This window comes from Bacteroides cellulosilyticus DSM 14838, assembly GCF_000158035.1.
Classification (GTDB): Bacteria; Bacteroidota; Bacteroidia; order Bacteroidales; family Bacteroidaceae; genus Bacteroides; species Bacteroides cellulosilyticus.
Genome location: NZ_EQ973492.1, coordinates 278,401 through 296,458 on the forward strand (window position 1 = coordinate 278,401; position 18,058 = coordinate 296,458).

At 45.7% G+C, this 18,058-nt stretch carries 14 protein-coding genes; 3 read left to right on the forward strand and 11 right to left on the reverse strand.

Annotation, left to right across the window (positions count from 1 at the left end):
• From BACCELL_RS25800 to BACCELL_RS19220, 11 genes are all read right to left on the reverse strand, one after another.
• The coding region (locus BACCELL_RS25800) for a leucine-rich repeat domain-containing protein (protein WP_007213671.1) at positions 1-2,356 on the reverse strand (2,356 nt) is incomplete at its 3' end.
• Between the two features lie 17 nt (positions 2,357-2,373).
• Positions 2,374-2,598 (reverse strand): hypothetical protein, encoded by a 225-nt coding sequence (locus BACCELL_RS19175; RefSeq protein WP_007213672.1) that lies wholly within the window; start codon positions 2,596-2,598, stop codon positions 2,374-2,376.
• A gap of 55 nt (positions 2,599-2,653) precedes the next feature.
• Entirely contained in the window at positions 2,654-3,163 is a 510-nt protein-coding gene (locus tag BACCELL_RS19180; protein ID WP_007213673.1) for a helix-turn-helix transcriptional regulator, read from the reverse strand.
• Positions 3,164-3,347: 184 nt separating this feature from the next.
• Positions 3,348-4,229, reverse strand: coding sequence for a FimB/Mfa2 family fimbrial subunit (locus tag BACCELL_RS19185; RefSeq protein ID WP_007213675.1), 882 nt, complete (start codon positions 4,227-4,229; stop codon positions 3,348-3,350).
• Between the two features lie 34 nt (positions 4,230-4,263).
• Complete coding sequence (locus tag BACCELL_RS19190) at positions 4,264-6,234, reverse strand: GLUG motif-containing protein (RefSeq protein WP_007213676.1); 1,971 nt, start codon at positions 6,232-6,234, stop codon at positions 4,264-4,266.
• Between the two features lie 27 nt (positions 6,235-6,261).
• On the reverse strand, positions 6,262-7,203 hold the full coding sequence (locus tag BACCELL_RS19195) for a DUF6562 domain-containing protein (protein WP_007213677.1): 942 nt from the start codon (positions 7,201-7,203) through the stop codon (positions 6,262-6,264).
• A gap of 222 nt (positions 7,204-7,425) precedes the next feature.
• On the reverse strand, positions 7,426-9,423 hold the full coding sequence (locus tag BACCELL_RS25805; RefSeq protein ID WP_007213678.1) for a tetratricopeptide repeat protein: 1,998 nt from the start codon (positions 9,421-9,423) through the stop codon (positions 7,426-7,428).
• Between the two features lie 76 nt (positions 9,424-9,499).
• The gene (gene gcvP, locus BACCELL_RS19205) at positions 9,500-12,349 is read right to left on the reverse strand and encodes an aminomethyl-transferring glycine dehydrogenase (RefSeq protein ID WP_007213679.1); all 2,850 of its coding nucleotides are present in this window, start codon (positions 12,347-12,349) and stop codon (positions 9,500-9,502) included.
• Positions 12,350-12,489: 140 nt separating this feature from the next.
• On the reverse strand, positions 12,490-13,128 hold the full coding sequence (locus tag BACCELL_RS19210; RefSeq protein WP_007213680.1) for an MBL fold metallo-hydrolase: 639 nt from the start codon (positions 13,126-13,128) through the stop codon (positions 12,490-12,492).
• A 31-nt stretch (positions 13,129-13,159) separates the two neighbouring features.
• Positions 13,160-13,780, reverse strand: coding sequence for a 16S rRNA (guanine(527)-N(7))-methyltransferase RsmG (gene rsmG, locus BACCELL_RS19215; RefSeq protein ID WP_007213681.1), 621 nt, complete (start codon positions 13,778-13,780; stop codon positions 13,160-13,162).
• A 68-nt stretch (positions 13,781-13,848) separates the two neighbouring features.
• Positions 13,849-14,709 (reverse strand): DUF3298 and DUF4163 domain-containing protein, encoded by an 861-nt coding sequence (locus BACCELL_RS19220; RefSeq protein WP_044154133.1) that lies wholly within the window; start codon positions 14,707-14,709, stop codon positions 13,849-13,851.
• Positions 14,710-14,847: 138 nt separating this feature from the next.
• On the opposite strand from BACCELL_RS19220, the gene BACCELL_RS19225 reads away from it, so the two are divergent.
• The 3 genes from BACCELL_RS19225 (at position 14,848) to BACCELL_RS19235 (ending at position 18,029) form a co-directional block, all read left to right on the forward strand.
• On the forward strand, positions 14,848-15,255 hold the full coding sequence (locus BACCELL_RS19225) for a hypothetical protein (RefSeq protein WP_029328327.1): 408 nt from the start codon (positions 14,848-14,850) through the stop codon (positions 15,253-15,255).
• Positions 15,256-15,472: 217 nt separating this feature from the next.
• Positions 15,473-17,689, forward strand: a complete 2,217-nt coding sequence (locus tag BACCELL_RS19230; protein ID WP_007213684.1) for a TonB-dependent receptor — start codon at positions 15,473-15,475, stop codon at positions 17,687-17,689.
• A gap of 28 nt (positions 17,690-17,717) precedes the next feature.
• On the forward strand, positions 17,718-18,029 hold the full coding sequence (locus BACCELL_RS19235; RefSeq protein WP_007213685.1) for a heavy-metal-associated domain-containing protein: 312 nt from the start codon (positions 17,718-17,720) through the stop codon (positions 18,027-18,029).
• Positions 18,030-18,058 lie beyond the last annotated feature (29 nt).

Below are 18,058 nucleotides of genomic sequence, written 5' to 3' on the forward strand. Positions count from 1 at the left end.
CCAGCTTGTTCCATCCGGAGAAGAATTCTTCAAAACTCGTTAATCTCTTTAAGTTCGTGAACAAATCACTGGGTATGGCTGCTATTTTCGAGCATTTCTCGAAGCAGAGTTTCAGTTCTGTTACCTTCGGGCAATTGAACAGGCGTTCAGGAAGTGCCGTCAAACCGGTACACCCTGAAAAGCACTGGTAGAAGCTGGTTGCCAGTGTGTTCATCTCGAACAGACCTTCCGGAAGCTGGGTCAAAGCCTTACATTCATAAAAGCAGCGTTTGAAATTATCTGCCCTTAGGGCATCCTTGAACAAACCTTCCGGAATTTCTTTCAGCTTGCTACACATATTGAAGCACTCGCTGAAATCTGTGGCGCGGTAGTTGCCTTCGAACAGATCTTCGGGGATTTTTTCCAGTGCTTCACATTCCCCGAAACAGAATACGTAGCTTTTGACACTTTCGCTTGCGGGAAACAAATTTTCCGGAATTGTCGTCACTTTGTTACAAAACATGAAGCATCTGTCGAATCCTGTCGCACTCATACAGTTTGCGAACAGTCCTGCCGGAATCGTTGTCAGGGCCGTACAGTTCCTGAAGCAGCCGTTGAATCCTGTCGCACTGGTACAGTTTGCGAACAGTCCTGCCGGAATCGTTGTCAGAGCCGTACAGTTCCTGAAGCAATTGTTGAATTCTGTCGCACTGGTACAGTTTGCGAACAGTCTTTCCGGAATCTCTGTCAGGAGATCACAAGAGTAGAAGCACTCGCTGAAATTTGTCGCACTGGTACAGTTCGTGAACAGTTCTTCCGGAATCTCCATCAGAGCCTTACAATTGTAGAAGCATCTGTAGAAATTTGTTGCACTGGTACAGTTCGTGAACAGTCCTTTCGGAATCTCTGTCAGGAGATCACAAGAGTAGAAGCAATTGCTGAAATCTTTCGCGCTGGTACAGTTTTTGAACAGTCCTTCCGGAATCGCCTTCAGGGCCCTGCATCCAATGAAACACCTGTTGAAAGACAATATGTCTTCATTATACATGAATAGATTTTCGGCAACCGATTCCAGTTTAGTACAATATGAAAAAAGTTGATAGCCACTACCATTATCCATCTTCAGCAACGGTGTGTCTATGCTCACAAGATTTTTATTGAAATTTTGTCCTGTATATAAATCGAGGGATGCTATTTGCGCCTTTCCTGCTTCCACTTGACTGGATTTGATGGTGATCTGATAGGTGCCCGGTTCCTTATAGGTATGTTTGAAGTAGTTGGTTGCATCGTGGCCACTGCTACAAGTTAGTTCAGGATAATACGCCCTGTCTCCATCATTAGTGGCATACTCATCTCCCCAGTTCACTGTGCATGTGCTGGGCGTATAGCCTGAAAACGGCAGGATGACGTCTGTATATCCACTTGTTATTTGCAGGGTCAGTTTCATTTCGGTGATGGGAGTCGGGGGGACTTTCGGTTCTTCCGGTACTTCCGGTTCTGTCGGTGTGGTCACCTCTTCCCAACAGCCTTTATACTTATTATCCATAAGGTCAGCGGTGTAGTATTTTCCCGCTTCGTACTTCTTTCCGTCCGGCAGCGTTGTGGTGAATTGAAAGGTTTTCACTGTATATTCATCACTTGTGATCTGCACCTTGAATTTTCCTCCGGGTTTCACGGACATGGAGTCGGGCATGAATGCTATATAAACTTTGTCTATAATGTCCTCATCTAAATCAATGCGTAGTCCAAGTTTCAGGCTTATCTGTTTATCACCATTTTCCGTCTCTACCGTCCAGATGAGATTTTTTACATTCTCAAATTGCTTATTCTCCGTGAACTGGAATACCATTATACTGTTCACCGGCTGCATCTGGAATCGCTTGTTGTCTTCGTCCGTACCTTTCAGTATCATATTGGCGGAAAGGTATTCGGTGCTGTTTTTTCGTTCTTGAAATTGTTGCGTCGGTAAATAGAACTTCACCTTCCCTTGATTGTCTACGGACACCTTCTCGCTGGGATAATAGACTTCACGTTTGATGGCTTGCGGGATGGAATATCCTTCAAAGGTGGCTTGTCTCCGGTCTGTTTCATCTATCTCTTTTACGTTGTACAGTTCAAGGCCTTTGAACCGGTCGCTTTCATCGAATCCTACCACCGTTATCTCGTCGTTTTTACTCCAGTACAGTTTGTAGTTTGTCCGGTCTACCGTCACTCTGGTTTGCACATCCTCATCTTCGGACGGTATGTCCGCGCAGATGGTGGTCTTCACTTTTTGTTCGGGCCGTTCCCATTCTTCTTGCATACATCCTGTTGCGAGCCATGCGCACGTTGCCGCCAGCATCAGTTGCACGGCTTTCTTTTTTGTTATGTTCATCATATTACCTTTGTTTTTTGTTATTTCTCAAACGTCAGAATATCTTCTATCATGCTTTCCAGGTCGCTGCCCGAAGCCGAGTTATAGCTGCGTCCCCCACGGCCCGAACGTCCTGTGCTGAAAGCAGAGCCGCCGTCAATCAAATCCCCCAAGCTTCCGCCACTTGCGGCAATCACGCCTTCATTTTCCATTTTGATAACCTCGATGGCGGGTGCCACATACATTTGTTTCTTTTCTTGTTTCATACTGTTTCTGTTTTATTGTTATTAATTGAGTTTGGATCTGTTTTATCTGTTCAGGCTATTTGGGCTCTTCCGTCTTTCCGATACTCTGGATCCAGGTGTCCAGTTGTTGGTCCTGGGGTAGTCCCAACTTTCGTTTCAGACGGTAGCGGGCGGTAATGACGCTGTTGGTGGTGATGGATAGGATGGAGGCTATTTCCTTATTGGGATATTCCAGTTTTATCATCATGCAGAGCAGTTCGTCCGAGTTGGTCAGCTTTTCGGAGGTATTGCGGGGCAGTAGTTCCATAAAGTCGGGATGATAGAGCTTGATGTAATGGCGCACCATGTCTACGCTGTTCGGAGTGGAACTCTCAGATAAAGTAGGGCGGGGACGCACAAGAGTCTCTACCTGATGTTTCACTGGACATGTTTGTGGATGCTGACGTATTTCTTCCTCAACCTTTGTCAGGCGTATCCGTATATTCCGGATATCGGCATACCAGACTAAAGCATAACGCACTAGCAAGGTTATGCAAATAGTTATGATTAGGAGGCTTCCTCCGATGATTTCGTTAGATAGATTCATGCTTGTTTTGTCTATTTATATTTCGGCGAAACAGTACATCTGTTTTGCGGTCGCTAAAGTAATGTTTATAGGTATAATAGGCTGTAGATAGGGTATAGACAAAACTCTCTACAATATAGAAAAACATATAGACAAGCCCTGTACGCGGCTTTGTACAGGGCTATAAAGATTGTCTGGAATGGGATTAATGATGAATTCCTCTTGTTTCCGGTGAAAGGTTTCCGGTTTCCCATTTGTTGTCCACATTCACGTTGAATGTCTGGTCGGAGACAGTGGTATAGTGTCCTTTTATATTTGTGTTGTAATTTGCTTGAAGGGGAACGTTGGATACCATCACCTCGCCTTCATCGTTGCATTGGAAGGTGATATTCCTGAGAGAGGCTCTGGTGACGGGCGCCAGCACAAAAATGTCCTCGTCATTCAGTTGCACGGGGGCATCCGCTGTACCGGATTTCGCTGTGGTAGTCCATGTGAGGGTATGAAGCACCTGATCGCCTGTATCCGTATCGTCCCGAACGGTGTAAGCGGTATGATGGTTGATTTTCACCGTTATCGTGTTCCCGGCGGGTATTTCACCGGTTTCTTTCAACGTAACCTTTGCCACCGCCCGTTTCAGGTTGGCGGTGTAAGTGGTCGATGTTCCTGCCGGAATCTGGGTCTTGCCGCAAAATGCCTCGCTGACATTGTGTCCCTCTGTAAGGGTAACGTTCCTCAGGGTGTTGTCGCCAAGGGCGTAGCCTGCGCCGTTGTCCGCCCAGAAAAGACAATAATAGGTTTTCGTACTGTTGAGAATCATGGCGAACGTGCCGGTAGCGTTGCTCGCTGTGTTGTCATTGCCGGTCATAAACACGCCTTCAGCAGGGACTGCGTACTCTTCATCTTCCCATACGGAGATGGCATAGCGGCTGATTGCCGGTGCCGTTGCACGAGTCGCCGGGGTATTCGTCACTACGTCGATGGTCACTTGCCGCAGGTCGGAATGGTTCGTTGTGGGCAGGCTGTCGCTGCTGCATGATGCGAGGACTGCTATGAGCGCCGCGCAAAGGATAGGAATATAATTTTTCATACTGCGTTTATTTTTCGTTAAATGATTGATTCTACTATTCGGACGGCACAGGATAAGGCTTTCCCGTATCAGTTACCGGAACACCGTCCACAGTAATGGTTCCATTGATCACACTACAGTCAGCAATAACTATATCTGCGGGTGTACCTCCCGCTATGCTGTTGTCCTTCAGCGTGATCGGCAGATTCGCTGAAGGTAAAGCACGACCTATAATACCTCCTTTATAATCTTCCTCATAATCGGAGGATATGTTTCCTTTGTTTTGATTGCCGCTTACCGTAATTGAACCTTCCTTACTGAAAGCAAAAAGATTTCCTATAATAGCTCCCAAAGTATTATAGGTCACATGTTCTCCGGAGGAGGCGGCGACCTCTCCGTTATTCACGTTATTGCTCACTATGATTGTTCCCCAAGCATCGACCCACCCGGCAATTCCTCCTATTTTTGCACCATTAGATATGGATGTATAGACAATCTTCCCTTTATGCACATTCCCGCTTAATATCGCGTCAGCGATCATTCCGCCAGCCCAGTTTCCGACAATTCCTCCTATTACGACAGCGCTACTGTTTCCTGTGTTTTTAATGGTTCCGTCGCTCGTGCAGCTTTGAATAGAGGTATCATCGGCCGATCCTACAATACCTCCGGCATAAAAGTTTCCTTCTTCTCCTCCGACTGCAAGAGTACAGGCATTGTTGCAGTTCTCTATGACCGATTTTTCTGCACATCCCACAAGACCTCCAAAATAATACCATTGCTTAGTAGTATTAGTTCCGCTTACGTAGCCACGGACGGTCAGATTCTTTACCGTTCCTCCTCTATTCAGATAGTTGATAAATCCAACATACTTTTCCGTACCTCCGTTGTTGGCATATATCCCCCGTACCGTATGCCCGTTTCCGTTCAGTGTACCTTGAAATCCGTTTTTGCCATGCCCTATCTGCTGCCACAAATGACTCCTCAGGTCAATGTCCGTAGTCAGCGTGAAGGTATAATCCTTGAAAGTCTTCTGATTGGTGGCATTACTCTGCTCCGCCAGCCATGCCAGTTCAGCGGCAGAGTTAATCAGCACTTCGCCCGGCGCATCGGCCGAATAGCCTGCCGGCTCGGTGACTGTCTTTCCGTCCCAGATGGAAATCAGGTCTTTTTCGGTCTCCGGTGTGTCCCATTCCTCGGTAATTTGGCAATTCATATCGCTGTTGTAAAGGTCGCTGTATGTGCCTTTAATGTTGGTGTTATAATTTCGTTGCAGGGGCACATTGGAAATGGTTTTGGGCGGTTCCTGATTCAGCGCGACAGTGATGTTCTGCATATCTGCCGTAACCGATGGTGCGATGACGTAGCTGGTGGCAAGCCTGTCGCCGGCCACCACCTGACTGATACCGGTAAAAGTATGGGTAATTGTAGCATCGGCAATCTCATTGACGCTCCAATCAGAAACATTGAGTTGGCAGGTCTTGGGAAAGATGACGGTTAGCGTATTCCCTGTCGATGTAAAGGGACGCTGGTCTTGTATGTAGCTTACCTTGGCTACAGCGTGCTTCAACGTTACACTGTAATCGGCGGAAGAGGAAATACCTGCGGTAACCTGTGCCATTCCTCCATAAGCCGGGCTGGTGGGTGGTATGTCAGCCTTAGCCTTTACCGCTTTTAAGTCGGCAGTTTCATACTCATCGTTTACGATATTGTCCGGCGTTCCGTTATCTGCCCAAAAGAGGCAGGTATAAGTGGTGCCGTAGGTTAGCGACACATCAAAAGTTCCGCTGTCCTGCTCTATGTGCATAAGGGGAATGCCGGTAGCCGCTTTATCCGGATAGACTTCCATGATATAGCGCGTAGGTGTATAAGTGTCGCCTGCCGTACGGGTTGTCGCACCGGGCAGTTCAAGTCGGAAACTTGCCATACTGTTACCATCTGTAGAAGAGCTTGCATCGTTCTCATTGCTGCATCCCGTCAGCAAGATTATCAGGCCAAGGGAAAAAAGAAAAAGTTTATTCTTCATCATAGTTGAAATATTAAATGTTTTCTGTTGCTAAAATTCTATTTCGTATTCACCGCTCCATTCTGTATCTATTTGTATGCCGCCACCTGTAGAAGCGGTTAGGAAGTTACCTCGTACAGTGGTGAGGTATCCTATACGGTAGTCTATTTGCAGGTTACGAATACTGCTGATGATCTTGCCGTTATTGTCACGAAAAGTGATACTCACCTTGACAAACGATTCCGTGCCGTTGACGAAAACGTAATCTTTGCCTACGGTTGCTTCCGTTTTTCCCGGTTCACTCCATGCGGAAACATAGCTGTAGCCCACCTCGGCACCGGCAGGACTGGCATTGGGCACACTGTAGGCATTAGGCCAGAAGCCCTCATAAACAATTTCTATATTTAGGTCTTCCAACGGTGCCCAGCCTTGTTTCGGGCGGAGTTCGTTGTATTTTGCCACATCTGTCGTCACAAGGCGGTATTTCGCCAAAGGGCGGTACATAGTCACAGTTTCAGTTCCGGTTCCGTCTGTTATGTCGAGTACGATATGTTGTGAAAAAGCGTCTCGTGTATCGGTATTGGCAATGTAACTTTCACGGGGAAGGATTTTCACCAGATTGAGATCGTTGGTGATATAGTGATGGTCCGTGTTGGCATCAGTGGCATAATCTGCCCAAAGGTTTATATCATATTCGCCGTTTTCGAGTGAAAGGTCGAAGCGATAAATTCCCTCCGCATCGGTTGGTATCAGCATGGCCCGTTGGGTAGTGAGCCGTTTGGAACTTCCTTTGAGGTAGATGTCGGCAATTCCTCTAAAAGCGGGTACGGATATTATGCGTGTGGGTTGATAAGCAGGCAGGTAAGGGGAAGGTATGTGTAACAATAACTTTACGTTCATTGGTTCTGCCATTTCGGGTATTTCATAAGATGACTTGTAGTAGCATCCCGCAAGTATAAACAGTGATATGAAAAGGAATAGTAATTTGCTCATCGTTTTACATTTACCAATTGTTGCCGATTAGTAATTTCTATCAGAGTTGTTGCCAGAATGACATATCTGTTTAGAAGTTGCTAATTTAGCGTATATATAGGTAGTAGTTGGTAAATGAGATATAGACAAAATTCTCTACAATATAGAAAAATAGATAGACAGCCCTGTACAATGTTATTGCATAGGGCTGGAGAAAGTTTTATAGTTGTAGTATGTTTTTGCTTAGTTGATGTCAGTAAGCAGCCGGCGTATTTCAGTGTCAAGGTCACTGCCTTCGGGCAGATTGAGTTTGTTGCGCAGGCGATAGCGGTTTTGCAATACACTGGCGCGGCTGATGCCGAGTGTACGTGCAACTTCTTCGTTGGTTTGTTTTAGTATAATAAGCATGCAGAGCAGTTCATCGGTACGAGTGGCGCGGGAGCAGATGGAACGCAACTGATGTAATGCCGAAGGATATAGTGCGGCGAATGCCGTACGGAATTGTTCTTCCTCTTCATGGGTAAGCAGGCGGGGTTGCAGTTTCTCCATCACGCGGTCCAGATCGCAAGTTTTCTCATGAGTGCTTTGTACTTCGGCAAGTTGACGGAGCAGTTCCTCGTTGTGGTTATTCAGTTCCTGCCGGGAGGTGATAAGTTGTTGCAGACGTTCGCTTTGATCGCGTAACTGCTGTTCGGAGAGTTTCTTCTCCTGTTCGCGCAATTGAAGACGTAGTTTCAAGGCACGTTGGCGCATTAATATCCATCCGGTCAGGCATACGACAATGAATGTCAAGGTTATGCCTCCTAAAGCATAACTTTTCAGTTTGTTGTCCTTCAGTTGCACTTCGGCAGCAAGCAAACGGTTCTGTTGTTCTTTCTTATGAGCTTCAAAACGGATGTTGGCAGCGGCGAGTGCGCGTATTTCATTGTCATGCTGCATGGAGTCGAGTACACTTTTGTAATAATGATAGTTGCGGATAAAAGACTGCTCCATTTTGTTGTCAAGATACGCTTGCATTAGTTTTTGGATGCATTGGCTACGCATATTCTCCATACCTAAGTGTATATATCCCCTTGCTGCATCTTCCATAAGCCGGATGCCGGGTCCGAGTTTTCCGTTTTTGGTGAAAGCTTCTCCCAAGCTTTGCTTGAATTGAAGTTTGACGAAAGGGGGCATTTTGAGGGTGTCGGTACGTAGCCCAAGCAAAATATCCAGAGCGCGTCCGGCAGAATCGGGGAAGGTGAGATAAAAGTCTGCTAATGAGAGGCGGTTGTAGAAAGCACCCTTAAAACTGCCCAGTGCTACAGAAACATCGCAGGCGCGATGCAAATAATAGGCAGCAGAATCACTTTGTCCTTTATTCTTATAGATTTCGCTTTGGAAACGATACAGGTCGCTCAATCCGAAACTGTCCTTTTGAATGGAATAGCGGCAAGCCAGCCGGTTCAGCTCCAATGCCCGGTCGTACATATTGAGAGCAAGATATAGATTCGACTGTCCGCCATAAGCCATAATAATACCGTTTCCCACCTTTTGCAGACTGTCATTTTCATAAAACTCAATAGCAGCCTGATTGGCTTCGGCAGCTTGCCGGTAACTCTTCTCTTCTTGATAATAAGAACCGAGCCTTGACAGGATGCGTCCCATATAGGGAGAAATACCCCCTTTCCGGTAGACTTCGGCAGCCTTTTCAAGTTGGGCAATGGCTTTTCTGATGTCATGTCCGGAGTAGAAATAAACACTGCCTGCCATTTCCGAATATTGTATAAGCCGTCCGGCATCATCTGGATTGGGCATGGCGGCAAAGGAATCGATTAGTGCGACAGCCTGTTGATTATCTCCTGCCATTTGATGAAGGTGGGCACGAATGGCAAGTAGTTCGTATAGGCTGGTCTGCTTGATGAGAGGATTCTGTAGCGTCCGGAGATATTGCAGCGGTTGCCGGAAATTACGTGAGTTGATTGCTATTTGTTTGTATTCGGATAGGGATAGACGGATGTATTTCAGCAATGAGTCATCGGGGACAATGTCAGAGGGTAGTGCATTGAGGGCATCTTCGATGATATGCAGGGCTTCGTCGAAACGGTGCCCCTGGTTGGCAGCTTTGCCTTTGGTGTATGCTGCGGTTAAAGTAGTAGTGATACTTGTGTTTTTGTTTGAACTTGGGGTGTTGCCTGAGGGATGCGTGGTACAACATACTAGGAATATCAGCAATAGTAATATTGCAGGTAAATGTTTCATGGATTATTTGATTTAGGAGTGTTGTGTTATTATATGCGGGCGAATACTCTATTCGCCCGCATGCACAAAGTAATTGTTATCCAAAGCATCCGTAGCACGTCGGTAACAGCTTACGGTCGCCCAACGTGTTATCTACACGCGCTACATTTATCCAGAATTTATTTTCACGTACGCTTTCTATCGGATAAGCAGCCTTTTCACGGGTATAACTATGTTCCCAGTTGTTGGCTACCACCTCATATTCAGGGTGCGGAGCATTTACCAGAACATTGTCTTCCTTATCCGCTTTTCCTTCTTTCACTTCCTGAATCTCTTCCCAGATATTGAGCATCACCTTCACGAAGTTTTCCAATTCGCTGAAGCTTTCACTTTCCGTAGGCTCTATCATCAGTGTGCCGTGGACAGGGAAGGAGAGGGTAGGAGCATGATAACCATAATCCATTAATCGCTTGGCAATATCATTCTCACTGATGCCCGTTTCTTCGTGAATCTTACGACATTCCAGGATCATCTCATGACCTACGAACCCTGTAGCTCCACGATATACAATGCCGTAAGTATCCTTCAGACAAGCAGCCAGATAATTGGCACTGAGGATAGCGATTTTCGTTGCACGGGTCAGCCCTTCCGTACCCATCATGCGGATGTATCCGTAAGTGATAGGCAGAATACCTGCACTACCGAACGGAGCGGCAGACACTGTATTTACAGGATTACCGAACAACGGATGTCCCGGTAGGAACGGAACCAGATGTTCCGCTACGCAGATAGGACCCACACCCGGACCACCACCGCCATGAGGTGAAGCAAAGGTCTTGTGCAGGTTCAGATGGCAAACGTCGGCGCCGATAACCCCGGGGTTCGTCAAGCCCACCTGCGCATTCATGTTTGCACCGTCCATGTATACCTGTGCACCGCAATCATGGATGATGCGGCAGATTTCTACGATTTCCGTCTCAAAAATACCGTGGGTGGAAGGATAAGTGATCATCAGTGCAGCCAGGTCGTCTTTGTTCTCTTCCGCTTTGGCACGCAAGTCAGCCATATCGACATTTCCTTGCTCATCGCATGCACAAGTCACGGTAGTGAAACCGGCCTGGATGGCAGATGCGGGGTTGGTACCATGAGCAGATGCGGGAATCAGCACTTTGTTACGATGTCCCTGTCCGATGTTCTCCAGATAAGCGCGGATCACACGGAGACCGGTATATTCGCCCGCAGCACCGGAGTTCGGTTGCAGACTGACACCTGCAAAACCTGTAATGACTCTCAGTTCTTCGCTGAGATTGTTAATCAGTTCACGGTATCCCTCTGCCTGGTCTTCGGGTACAAGCGGATGCATACACATAAATTCCGGACGGCTGAGGGGCAACATTTCTGCCGCAGCATTCAACTTCATGGTGCAGGAGCCAAGGGAAATCATGGAGTGGGCAAGGGAGATATCCTTACGGTCAAGGCGCTTGATATAGCGCATCATCTCCGTTTCCGTATGATATTTATTGAACACTTCATGTGTCAGATAAGCGCTCTGGCGTTTCAGAGTCTTATTAATAGTATTGCTTACGGGAATATCATCCACTTTGGTGTAGTCTTTTCCTGCGGCAATGGCAAAGATGGAAAGCAACACATTGGCAGCGGATACATCAGTTGTTTCGTCAATACTCATACCTACGTCTCCATTATCAAAGTAGCGCAGATTGACTTCCTTGCTCAATGCGATGGTACGTACCTGTTGGGCAGATACGCTGTCGGGCAACACAAAGCGCAGGGTGTCGAAGTATTGGTCATTCACTTGTTTGTATCCCAGTTTCTTGATACACTTTTCCAGATATGCGGCGATGCTGTGGATACGTTCTGCAATGGCATGAATACCTTCCGGACCGTGGTACACGGCATAAAAGCCCGCCATGGTTGCCAGCAGAGCCTGTGCGGTACAGATATTTGAAGTAGCCTTTTCCCGTTTGATATGTTGCTCGCGGGTTTGCAGTGCCATACGGTAACAGAGTTTTCCGTATTTATCTTTTGACCAACCGATGATACGTCCCGGAATATTGCGTTTGTATTCGTCGCGCGTAGCGAAGTACCCGGCTGACGGTCCGCCATAGAACATCGGTGTACCGAGGCGTTGGGTGGTACCGAATACAATATCAGCTCCCCATTCTCCGGGAGGGGTGAGCAGGGCAAGACTCAGGATATCAGCGGCAACGGCTACTTTGCAGTTAGCGGCATGGGCTTTCTCTACAAAGGCACGGTAATCTTCTGCGTTTCCGCTCGCATTCGGATATTGCAGTATACAGGCAAAAATATCCGGTGTCAGTTCCAGTTCGGAATATTTTCCCGTGCGTATCTGAATACCTTGCGGGATAGCACGCGTAGTCATTACAGCCAGTGTCTGTGGGAAAATGCTCTCGTCCACAAACACTACGTTTGCACCGGACTTCTGCATATCACGCGGACGCAGGGCGTACATCATGCTTACGGCTTCGGCGGCAGCCGTAGCTTCATCCAGCAGAGAACAGTTGGCAAGTGGCATACCTGTCAGGTCGCATACTGCGGTCTGGAAGTTCATCAACGCTTCGAGGCGTCCTTGCGAAACTTCTGTCTGGTAGGGGGTATAAGAAGTGTACCATACCGGATTCTCGAATACATTCCGTTGAATAACGGCGGGGGTAATGGTGTTATACCAGCCGAGGCCGATATACGTTGTGTAAAGTTTGTTTTTGCACGCCAGCCGGGTGATGTGTTGTCCGAACTCATATTCAGTCATAGGCGCGGGCAATGCCAACGGTTCTTTCAGGCGAATGTTTGCAGGGATGGTTTTGTCTATCAACTCATCCAGACTGCCGACTCCTATTTTCCGGAGCATTTTCTCTTCGTCTTTTTCGCTGATGCCGATGTGGCGGCAAGCTAATAGGTCGTTTTTCATATCTATATTTTGATTAAAAGTTTATGCTTTCTTTTTTCACCACAGATTACACGGATTATCACAGATTAATAATTTCTTTTACTGATTGTCGGATAAAGAAATCCGTGTGAATCTGTGTAATCTGTGGTGGACTCTTACTCTTATCTGAAGAATGGATTTTCTGCCTTTTCAATACCGATAGTGGTCGGGGCGCCATGTCCGGGATAGACAATCGTTTCATTGGGCAGTATGAACAGGCGGCTGCAAATGTGCTCTTTCAGTTCGTCGAAATTACCACCGGTAAGGTCGGCACGTCCGATGCTGCCCTGGAAAAGTACGTCACCGGAGAACATGCAATGATCTGCGGCACAGTAGTAAACAAGGCTACCCGGTGAATGTCCCGGTACGTGGATAGCTTCTAACATAGTGTTACCGAAGTTGATGATATCTCCGTCATGAAGATAGTGTCCTATCGGTGCGGGCAGTTCGTTCCAATGAAAACCGAACATGCGGCTTTGTTTCGGAGCTTCGTCAATCCAGAATTCATCGGCTTTGTTGGCTTCCACCGGCAGACCGAATTCTTTGACCATGAAAGCATTTCCAAAGATATGGTCCAGATGCAGGTGCGTATTAAGGAGGTGCTTTACGTTCAGGCCATTTTTGTGAATGAAGTTCTTCAACGCTTGTTTTTCCTCCTCATAGTAGCAACCGGGATCTATCACGGCAGCTTCAAGAGTGTCGTCCCACAGAACATAACAGTTTACTGGGAACATATTAAACTCAAACCTTTTTATTTTCATGATAGGTATATGTTAGTCATTATTTCTGTGATTAAGGCGTCACGTAAACTACTTTCTTCGTTTCAAAGAATTCTTCTTCGAAATAGTCTTTCAGATCATACATCATGGTCTTATTCTTGAAAGGCATGGCTTCATTTGCCAGCTCACCACCTTTCAGGCAGATCAGTCCGTTTGGCATAGCATTGTGTTGCTCGGAGGCGATGTTTTTGCGGATGATTTTCAGCAAGTCGGCCAACGGCATCACGGCACGGCTTACAACGAAATCGAAGAGTTGCTTTTCCTCCTCAGCACGTGCATGGCGGAAAGTCACGTTTTTCAGTCCGATGCTGTTGGCTACTTCCGTTGCTACACGTACTTTCTTCCCGATGCTGTCAACAAGATGGAACTTCACCTCGGGGAATAAGATGGCAAGGGGAATACCCGGAAAACCACCGCCCGTTCCAAGGTCCATGATGCGGGTGCCGGGGGTAAAGCGAATCACTTTAGCTATACCCAATGAATGGAGTACGTGGTGTTCGTACAGGTTTTCAATGTCTTTACGTGATATGACGTTTATTTTTGCATTCCAGTCCGTATAGAGATCATAGAGGGACGCAAATTGCTGCTTCTGCGCCTCTGTGAGGTCTGGGAAGTACTTTAGAATGATTTCCATGTGAATAATTTATGAATTATGATTTATAATTTATGATTTACGATGCGGGTGGAAGTCCTAAATCATAATTAGTTCTCGTTTCTTATTTCGTTCAATACCATAGTATCATCACTCAGCAGATGCGACATGATCTCATAAGGCAAGGTAATTTCTACCGGGCCCATCACATAAGGAGCAATTTCATAAATGTTATAATAGAAGGTGATACCTTTGGGACTTAGGTAGAAGTTCTCAGTCGGTTCCAGGTCTCCTGTACTTGTATAGCCCATATCCTCCACTTCCTGGCGTGTAGTAACTTTATTGTCTGCCATGAGCTGGTTCCATAATAAATCGGTGAGAGCTTCCTGATATTCTCCTACAAAAATATCATCCAGACGTATCGGGCTCAAGGTGCGCAGGTCTATATTCAGGAAAGTAGACATATAAATACCATGTGCGCCTCCGGTATATTCATTGTAGTTGATGCGGTAAACCAGCAGATGTTTTTTATAATACTGCACGTGGCTTTCAATACCTTTATAATAAGAATACCAAGCTAATATTGAAGCAGAGTCTTCTTTTTCAGCTTCATCTTTGGCATACATTGGTTCCAAATCTTTCAGGTAATCCTTGATATAGTTTTCCTTGTAAAGCTTTACCGCCTCTTCAGGCTTCAGAGTCATGTATTTATCTCCGAAACAGGCTGAAAGGAAATAGGTGTTCAGACTGTCTTTCAGCTTTTCGTCGGACGACTTATTAGCGTATGCAAAGTTGATGATGATGTTGCAGCCGGGCTTCGCAGTGTCTCCGAAGAGGTGGGCTACCTCATTTACCTGTATACTGTCGAACTCCAGCGCACCCGCGCTTTTGTTCACAGTGTTACCGCAAGAAAATAAAAAGCCACTTGCCGCAAGTAGAATGACAAGTAGGCTGACATATTGCTTTTTCATTTGGACTTTCTTCGTTAAATTCAACATTTCGATATCAGTTCGTTATCGACAAATATAGAACATATTAACGAATAGAACATATAAAAAATGAAAAAAGATAGGTATGAATGCTTTTATCTGGCTATCTTTGCACCGGATATGAAGAGACTTCGTTACATATTGGCAGTTTTATTGTCCCTGACGGTTGTTTATGCAGGGGCAGGAGTCTCTATTGTCCATTATTGTTGTGCCCGCTGCGAGACAGCACAAGCATGTTGCACCAATGGCTGTGCCAAATGCCATAAATCTCATAAAACTTCTCATAAACCGGAAAAATCTTGCAAAGACGAAGGCTGTACGGCTACTTTTTATAAAGTGGATTTGGTGAAATATTCATGTGAAAGTCCTGTTATAACCGTACCTGTCATTCAACTTTTCTGCGAAGTATTGCCGGATTTCCAATACTCCTTGCCTACGAGGGAATTGAAAGAGGCGTCGTATGCCGTACCTCCGCATCCTGATAGTTCGAGGCAGTATCTGGCCTTATATTCTGTTCTCATTATTTAGAATCAATTAGTGTGCAGGAGAAGTGTTTTCCTTCCTGCCCGGTTCTATCCAAAGCTATATCTGAACCGTGTCTGGTCCGTAGTTTGTCCGTATCTAAGAGTACGGAGATGATACCTTTGCACGTTCTCTTTTAAAGAATTGATAGCTGGATAGTCTTGCAACCTTGTTGCATGAAATATATCCTATTTTTGTACCCTTAATAAATGAATTCAGATATATGAAATATATATTTTTATTAATTTCACTTTTTACTTTTAATTTTTTGCAGGCGCAAGTAACAGGTGTCGTAAAAGATGCTGCCGGAGAACCTATTCCGGGAGCGAATGTATTTTGGATGAATACAACCAATGGAGTAACTACCAATGAAGACGGTAACTTTTCAATTCATAAGCCTGCTCGTAGCCACATGCTTGTGGTTAGCTTTATTGGTTTTGAGAATGACACGATACATGTAGACAAAGGAAACCAACAACTTGATATTGTTCTTCGTGAAGGAGTGGAACTGAGTGAAGTAAATGTAGTGACCCGCAAATTGGGAACTATGAAACTGCGCACCAGTGTGATGAATGAAGATATGATCAGTAGTGCCGAACTGACACGTGCGGCTTGCTGTAATCTGGGAGAGAGTTTTGTGACGAATCCTTCTGTGGATGTCAGCTACTCGGATGCAGCTACGGGAGCCAAACAAATTAAACTGTTAGGACTTTCCGGTACGTATGTGCAGATGATGACTGAAAATATTCCCAATTTCCGGGGGGCTGCCGCTCCTTATGGTTTAGGATACGTACCCGGGCCGTGGATGCAGAGTATACAGGTCAGCAAAGGAAGTTCGTCCGTGAAGAATGGATATGAGTCCATAACCGGACAGATCAATGTAGAATTCAAGAAGCCCCAATTGCCGGAAGCGGATTGGGTGTCGGCAAATCTTTTTGCCAGTAGTACGAACCGCTATGAAGCCAATGCGGATGCTACGGTAAAGTTGTCGAAGCGATGGAGCACTTCTTTGTTGGCACATTATGAGAATGAGACGAAATCTCATGACTCTAATGATGATGGTTTTGTAGATATACCTCGTGTGGAGCAATATAATGTCTGGAACCGATGGGCATATATGGGTGACCACTATGTATTCCAGGCAGGTATAAAGGCGTTGCATGAAACTCGAAACAGCGGTCAGATTGCACACGGAAATACTCCTTCGCATGACCTGTATGAAATAGGTATCAAAACAAATCGTTACGAAGCGTTCACGAAGAATGCTTATATCTTCGACAAAGAGAAAAATACGAATCTTGCTTTGATTTTACAGGGAACGTTGCATAATCAGGATGCCAATTACGGGCGTAAACTGTATGATGTGGATCAGAGTAATTTTTATGCTTCGCTGCTGTTTGAAACGGAGCTCAGTAAGCAGCATAGTCTGTCTGCCGGATTAAGTTTCAACTATGATGGTTACGATCAGAACTATCGGCTGACGAATCAGGCAGAAGAAGGGCTGACGAAGAAATTTGTGAAGGAGTCTGTTCCGGGAGCTTATGTCCAATATACATTCAATCTGAACGATCAGTTGATGCTGATGGGAGGTATTCGGGGAGATTACAGTAGTGAGTACGGCTTCTTTGTGACACCGCGTGCCCACGTCAAATATAATCCGAATGAATATCTGCATTTCCGTTTGTCTGCCGGTAAGGGATATCGTACGAATCATGTATTGGCGGAGAATAATTATCTTCTGGCAAGTAGCCGCAAGATGAAGATTGCTTCTCATCTGGACCAAGAGGAAGCGTGGAATTACGGTGCGAGTGTTTCGACTTATATCCCCCTTTTCGGTAAGACGCTGAATGTGAATGCAGAATATTACTATACGGATTTTCTGCAACAGGTAGTAGTGGATATGGACAGCAATCCGCATGAAGTGGCTTTTTACAATCTGGATGGGCGTTCTTATTCGCATGTATTCCAGGTAGAAGCCAATTATCCGTTGTTCAAAGGCTTCACTTTGACTGCGGCTTACCGTTTGACGGACGCGAAAACTACCTATAATGGTAAATTAATGGAGAAGCCACTTACTGGTAAATATAAAGGCTTGTTGACTGCTTCTTATCAGACTCCTCTGGGCTTGTGGCAATTCGATGCTACCTTGCAGTTGAATGGTGGTGGAAGGATGCCCGATCCTTATGAGCTGTCTGACGGAAGTCTTTCGTGGGAACGTCGTTACGGTAGTTTCCAGCAACTCAGTGCGCAGGTGACGCGCTATTTCCGTCGCTGGTCTGTTTATATCGGCGGTGAGAACCTGACGAACTTTAAACAGAAGAATCCGATAATCGATGCTTCTAACCCATGGGGAGAGAATTTCGATGCTACCATGGTGTGGGGACCGATGCACGGGGCGAAAGCATATATCGGGTTGAGGTTTAACCTGGCAAGAAACTAATTACTAATAACTAATAACTAAATTGATTATGAAAACAAAAAGAATGATGGCTGCCCTCGTAGTAGCTTTGTTGAGTGTAACGGCAGTAATGGCAAAAGATATCCGTACAGCTGTCTTTAAAGTTTCACAGATGCATTGCGAAAACTGTGAACGGAAGGTGAAGAATAACATTAAATTTGAGAAAGGAGTAAAAGAATTCTCTACAGACTTGAAAACGAAAACAGTTTCCATTACTTATGATGCTGAAAAGACAACTGTGGATAAACTGAAAGCCGGTTTCAAGAAGTTCAACTACGAAGCCGAATTCGTGAAAGAAACGAAACAAGAGGACAAGAAGTAGTCGAACAAACGGCCTGTAGAGATTGTTTT

Bases quoted from the DNA above. Each gene is read 5' to 3' on its own strand.
- BACCELL_RS19180 (WP_007213673.1), bottom strand. From the start codon at position 3,163: ATGAATCTATCTAACGAAATCATCGGAGGAAGCCTCCTAATCATAACT.
- rsmG (WP_007213681.1), bottom strand. From the start codon at position 13,780: ATGGAAATCATTCTAAAGTACTTCCCAGACCTCACAGAGGCGCAGAAG.
- gcvP (WP_007213679.1), bottom strand. From the start codon at position 12,349: ATGAAAAACGACCTATTAGCTTGCCGCCACATCGGCATCAGCGAAAAA.
- BACCELL_RS19230 (WP_007213684.1), top strand. From the start codon at position 15,473: ATGAAATATATATTTTTATTAATTTCACTTTTTACTTTTAATTTTTTG.
- BACCELL_RS25805 (WP_007213678.1), bottom strand. From the start codon at position 9,423: ATGAAACATTTACCTGCAATATTACTATTGCTGATATTCCTAGTATGT.
- BACCELL_RS19195 (WP_007213677.1), bottom strand. From the start codon at position 7,203: ATGAGCAAATTACTATTCCTTTTCATATCACTGTTTATACTTGCGGGA.
- BACCELL_RS19175 (WP_007213672.1), bottom strand. From the start codon at position 2,598: ATGAAACAAGAAAAGAAACAAATGTATGTGGCACCCGCCATCGAGGTT.
- BACCELL_RS19210 (WP_007213680.1), bottom strand. From the start codon at position 13,128: ATGAAAATAAAAAGGTTTGAGTTTAATATGTTCCCAGTAAACTGTTAT.
- BACCELL_RS19190 (WP_007213676.1), bottom strand. From the start codon at position 6,234: ATGATGAAGAATAAACTTTTTCTTTTTTCCCTTGGCCTGATAATCTTG.
- BACCELL_RS19235 (WP_007213685.1), top strand. From the start codon at position 17,718: ATGAAAACAAAAAGAATGATGGCTGCCCTCGTAGTAGCTTTGTTGAGT.
- BACCELL_RS19220 (WP_044154133.1), bottom strand. From the start codon at position 14,709: ATGAAAAAGCAATATGTCAGCCTACTTGTCATTCTACTTGCGGCAAGT.
- BACCELL_RS19185 (WP_007213675.1), bottom strand. From the start codon at position 4,229: ATGAAAAATTATATTCCTATCCTTTGCGCGGCGCTCATAGCAGTCCTC.
- BACCELL_RS19225 (WP_029328327.1), top strand. From the start codon at position 14,848: ATGAAGAGACTTCGTTACATATTGGCAGTTTTATTGTCCCTGACGGTT.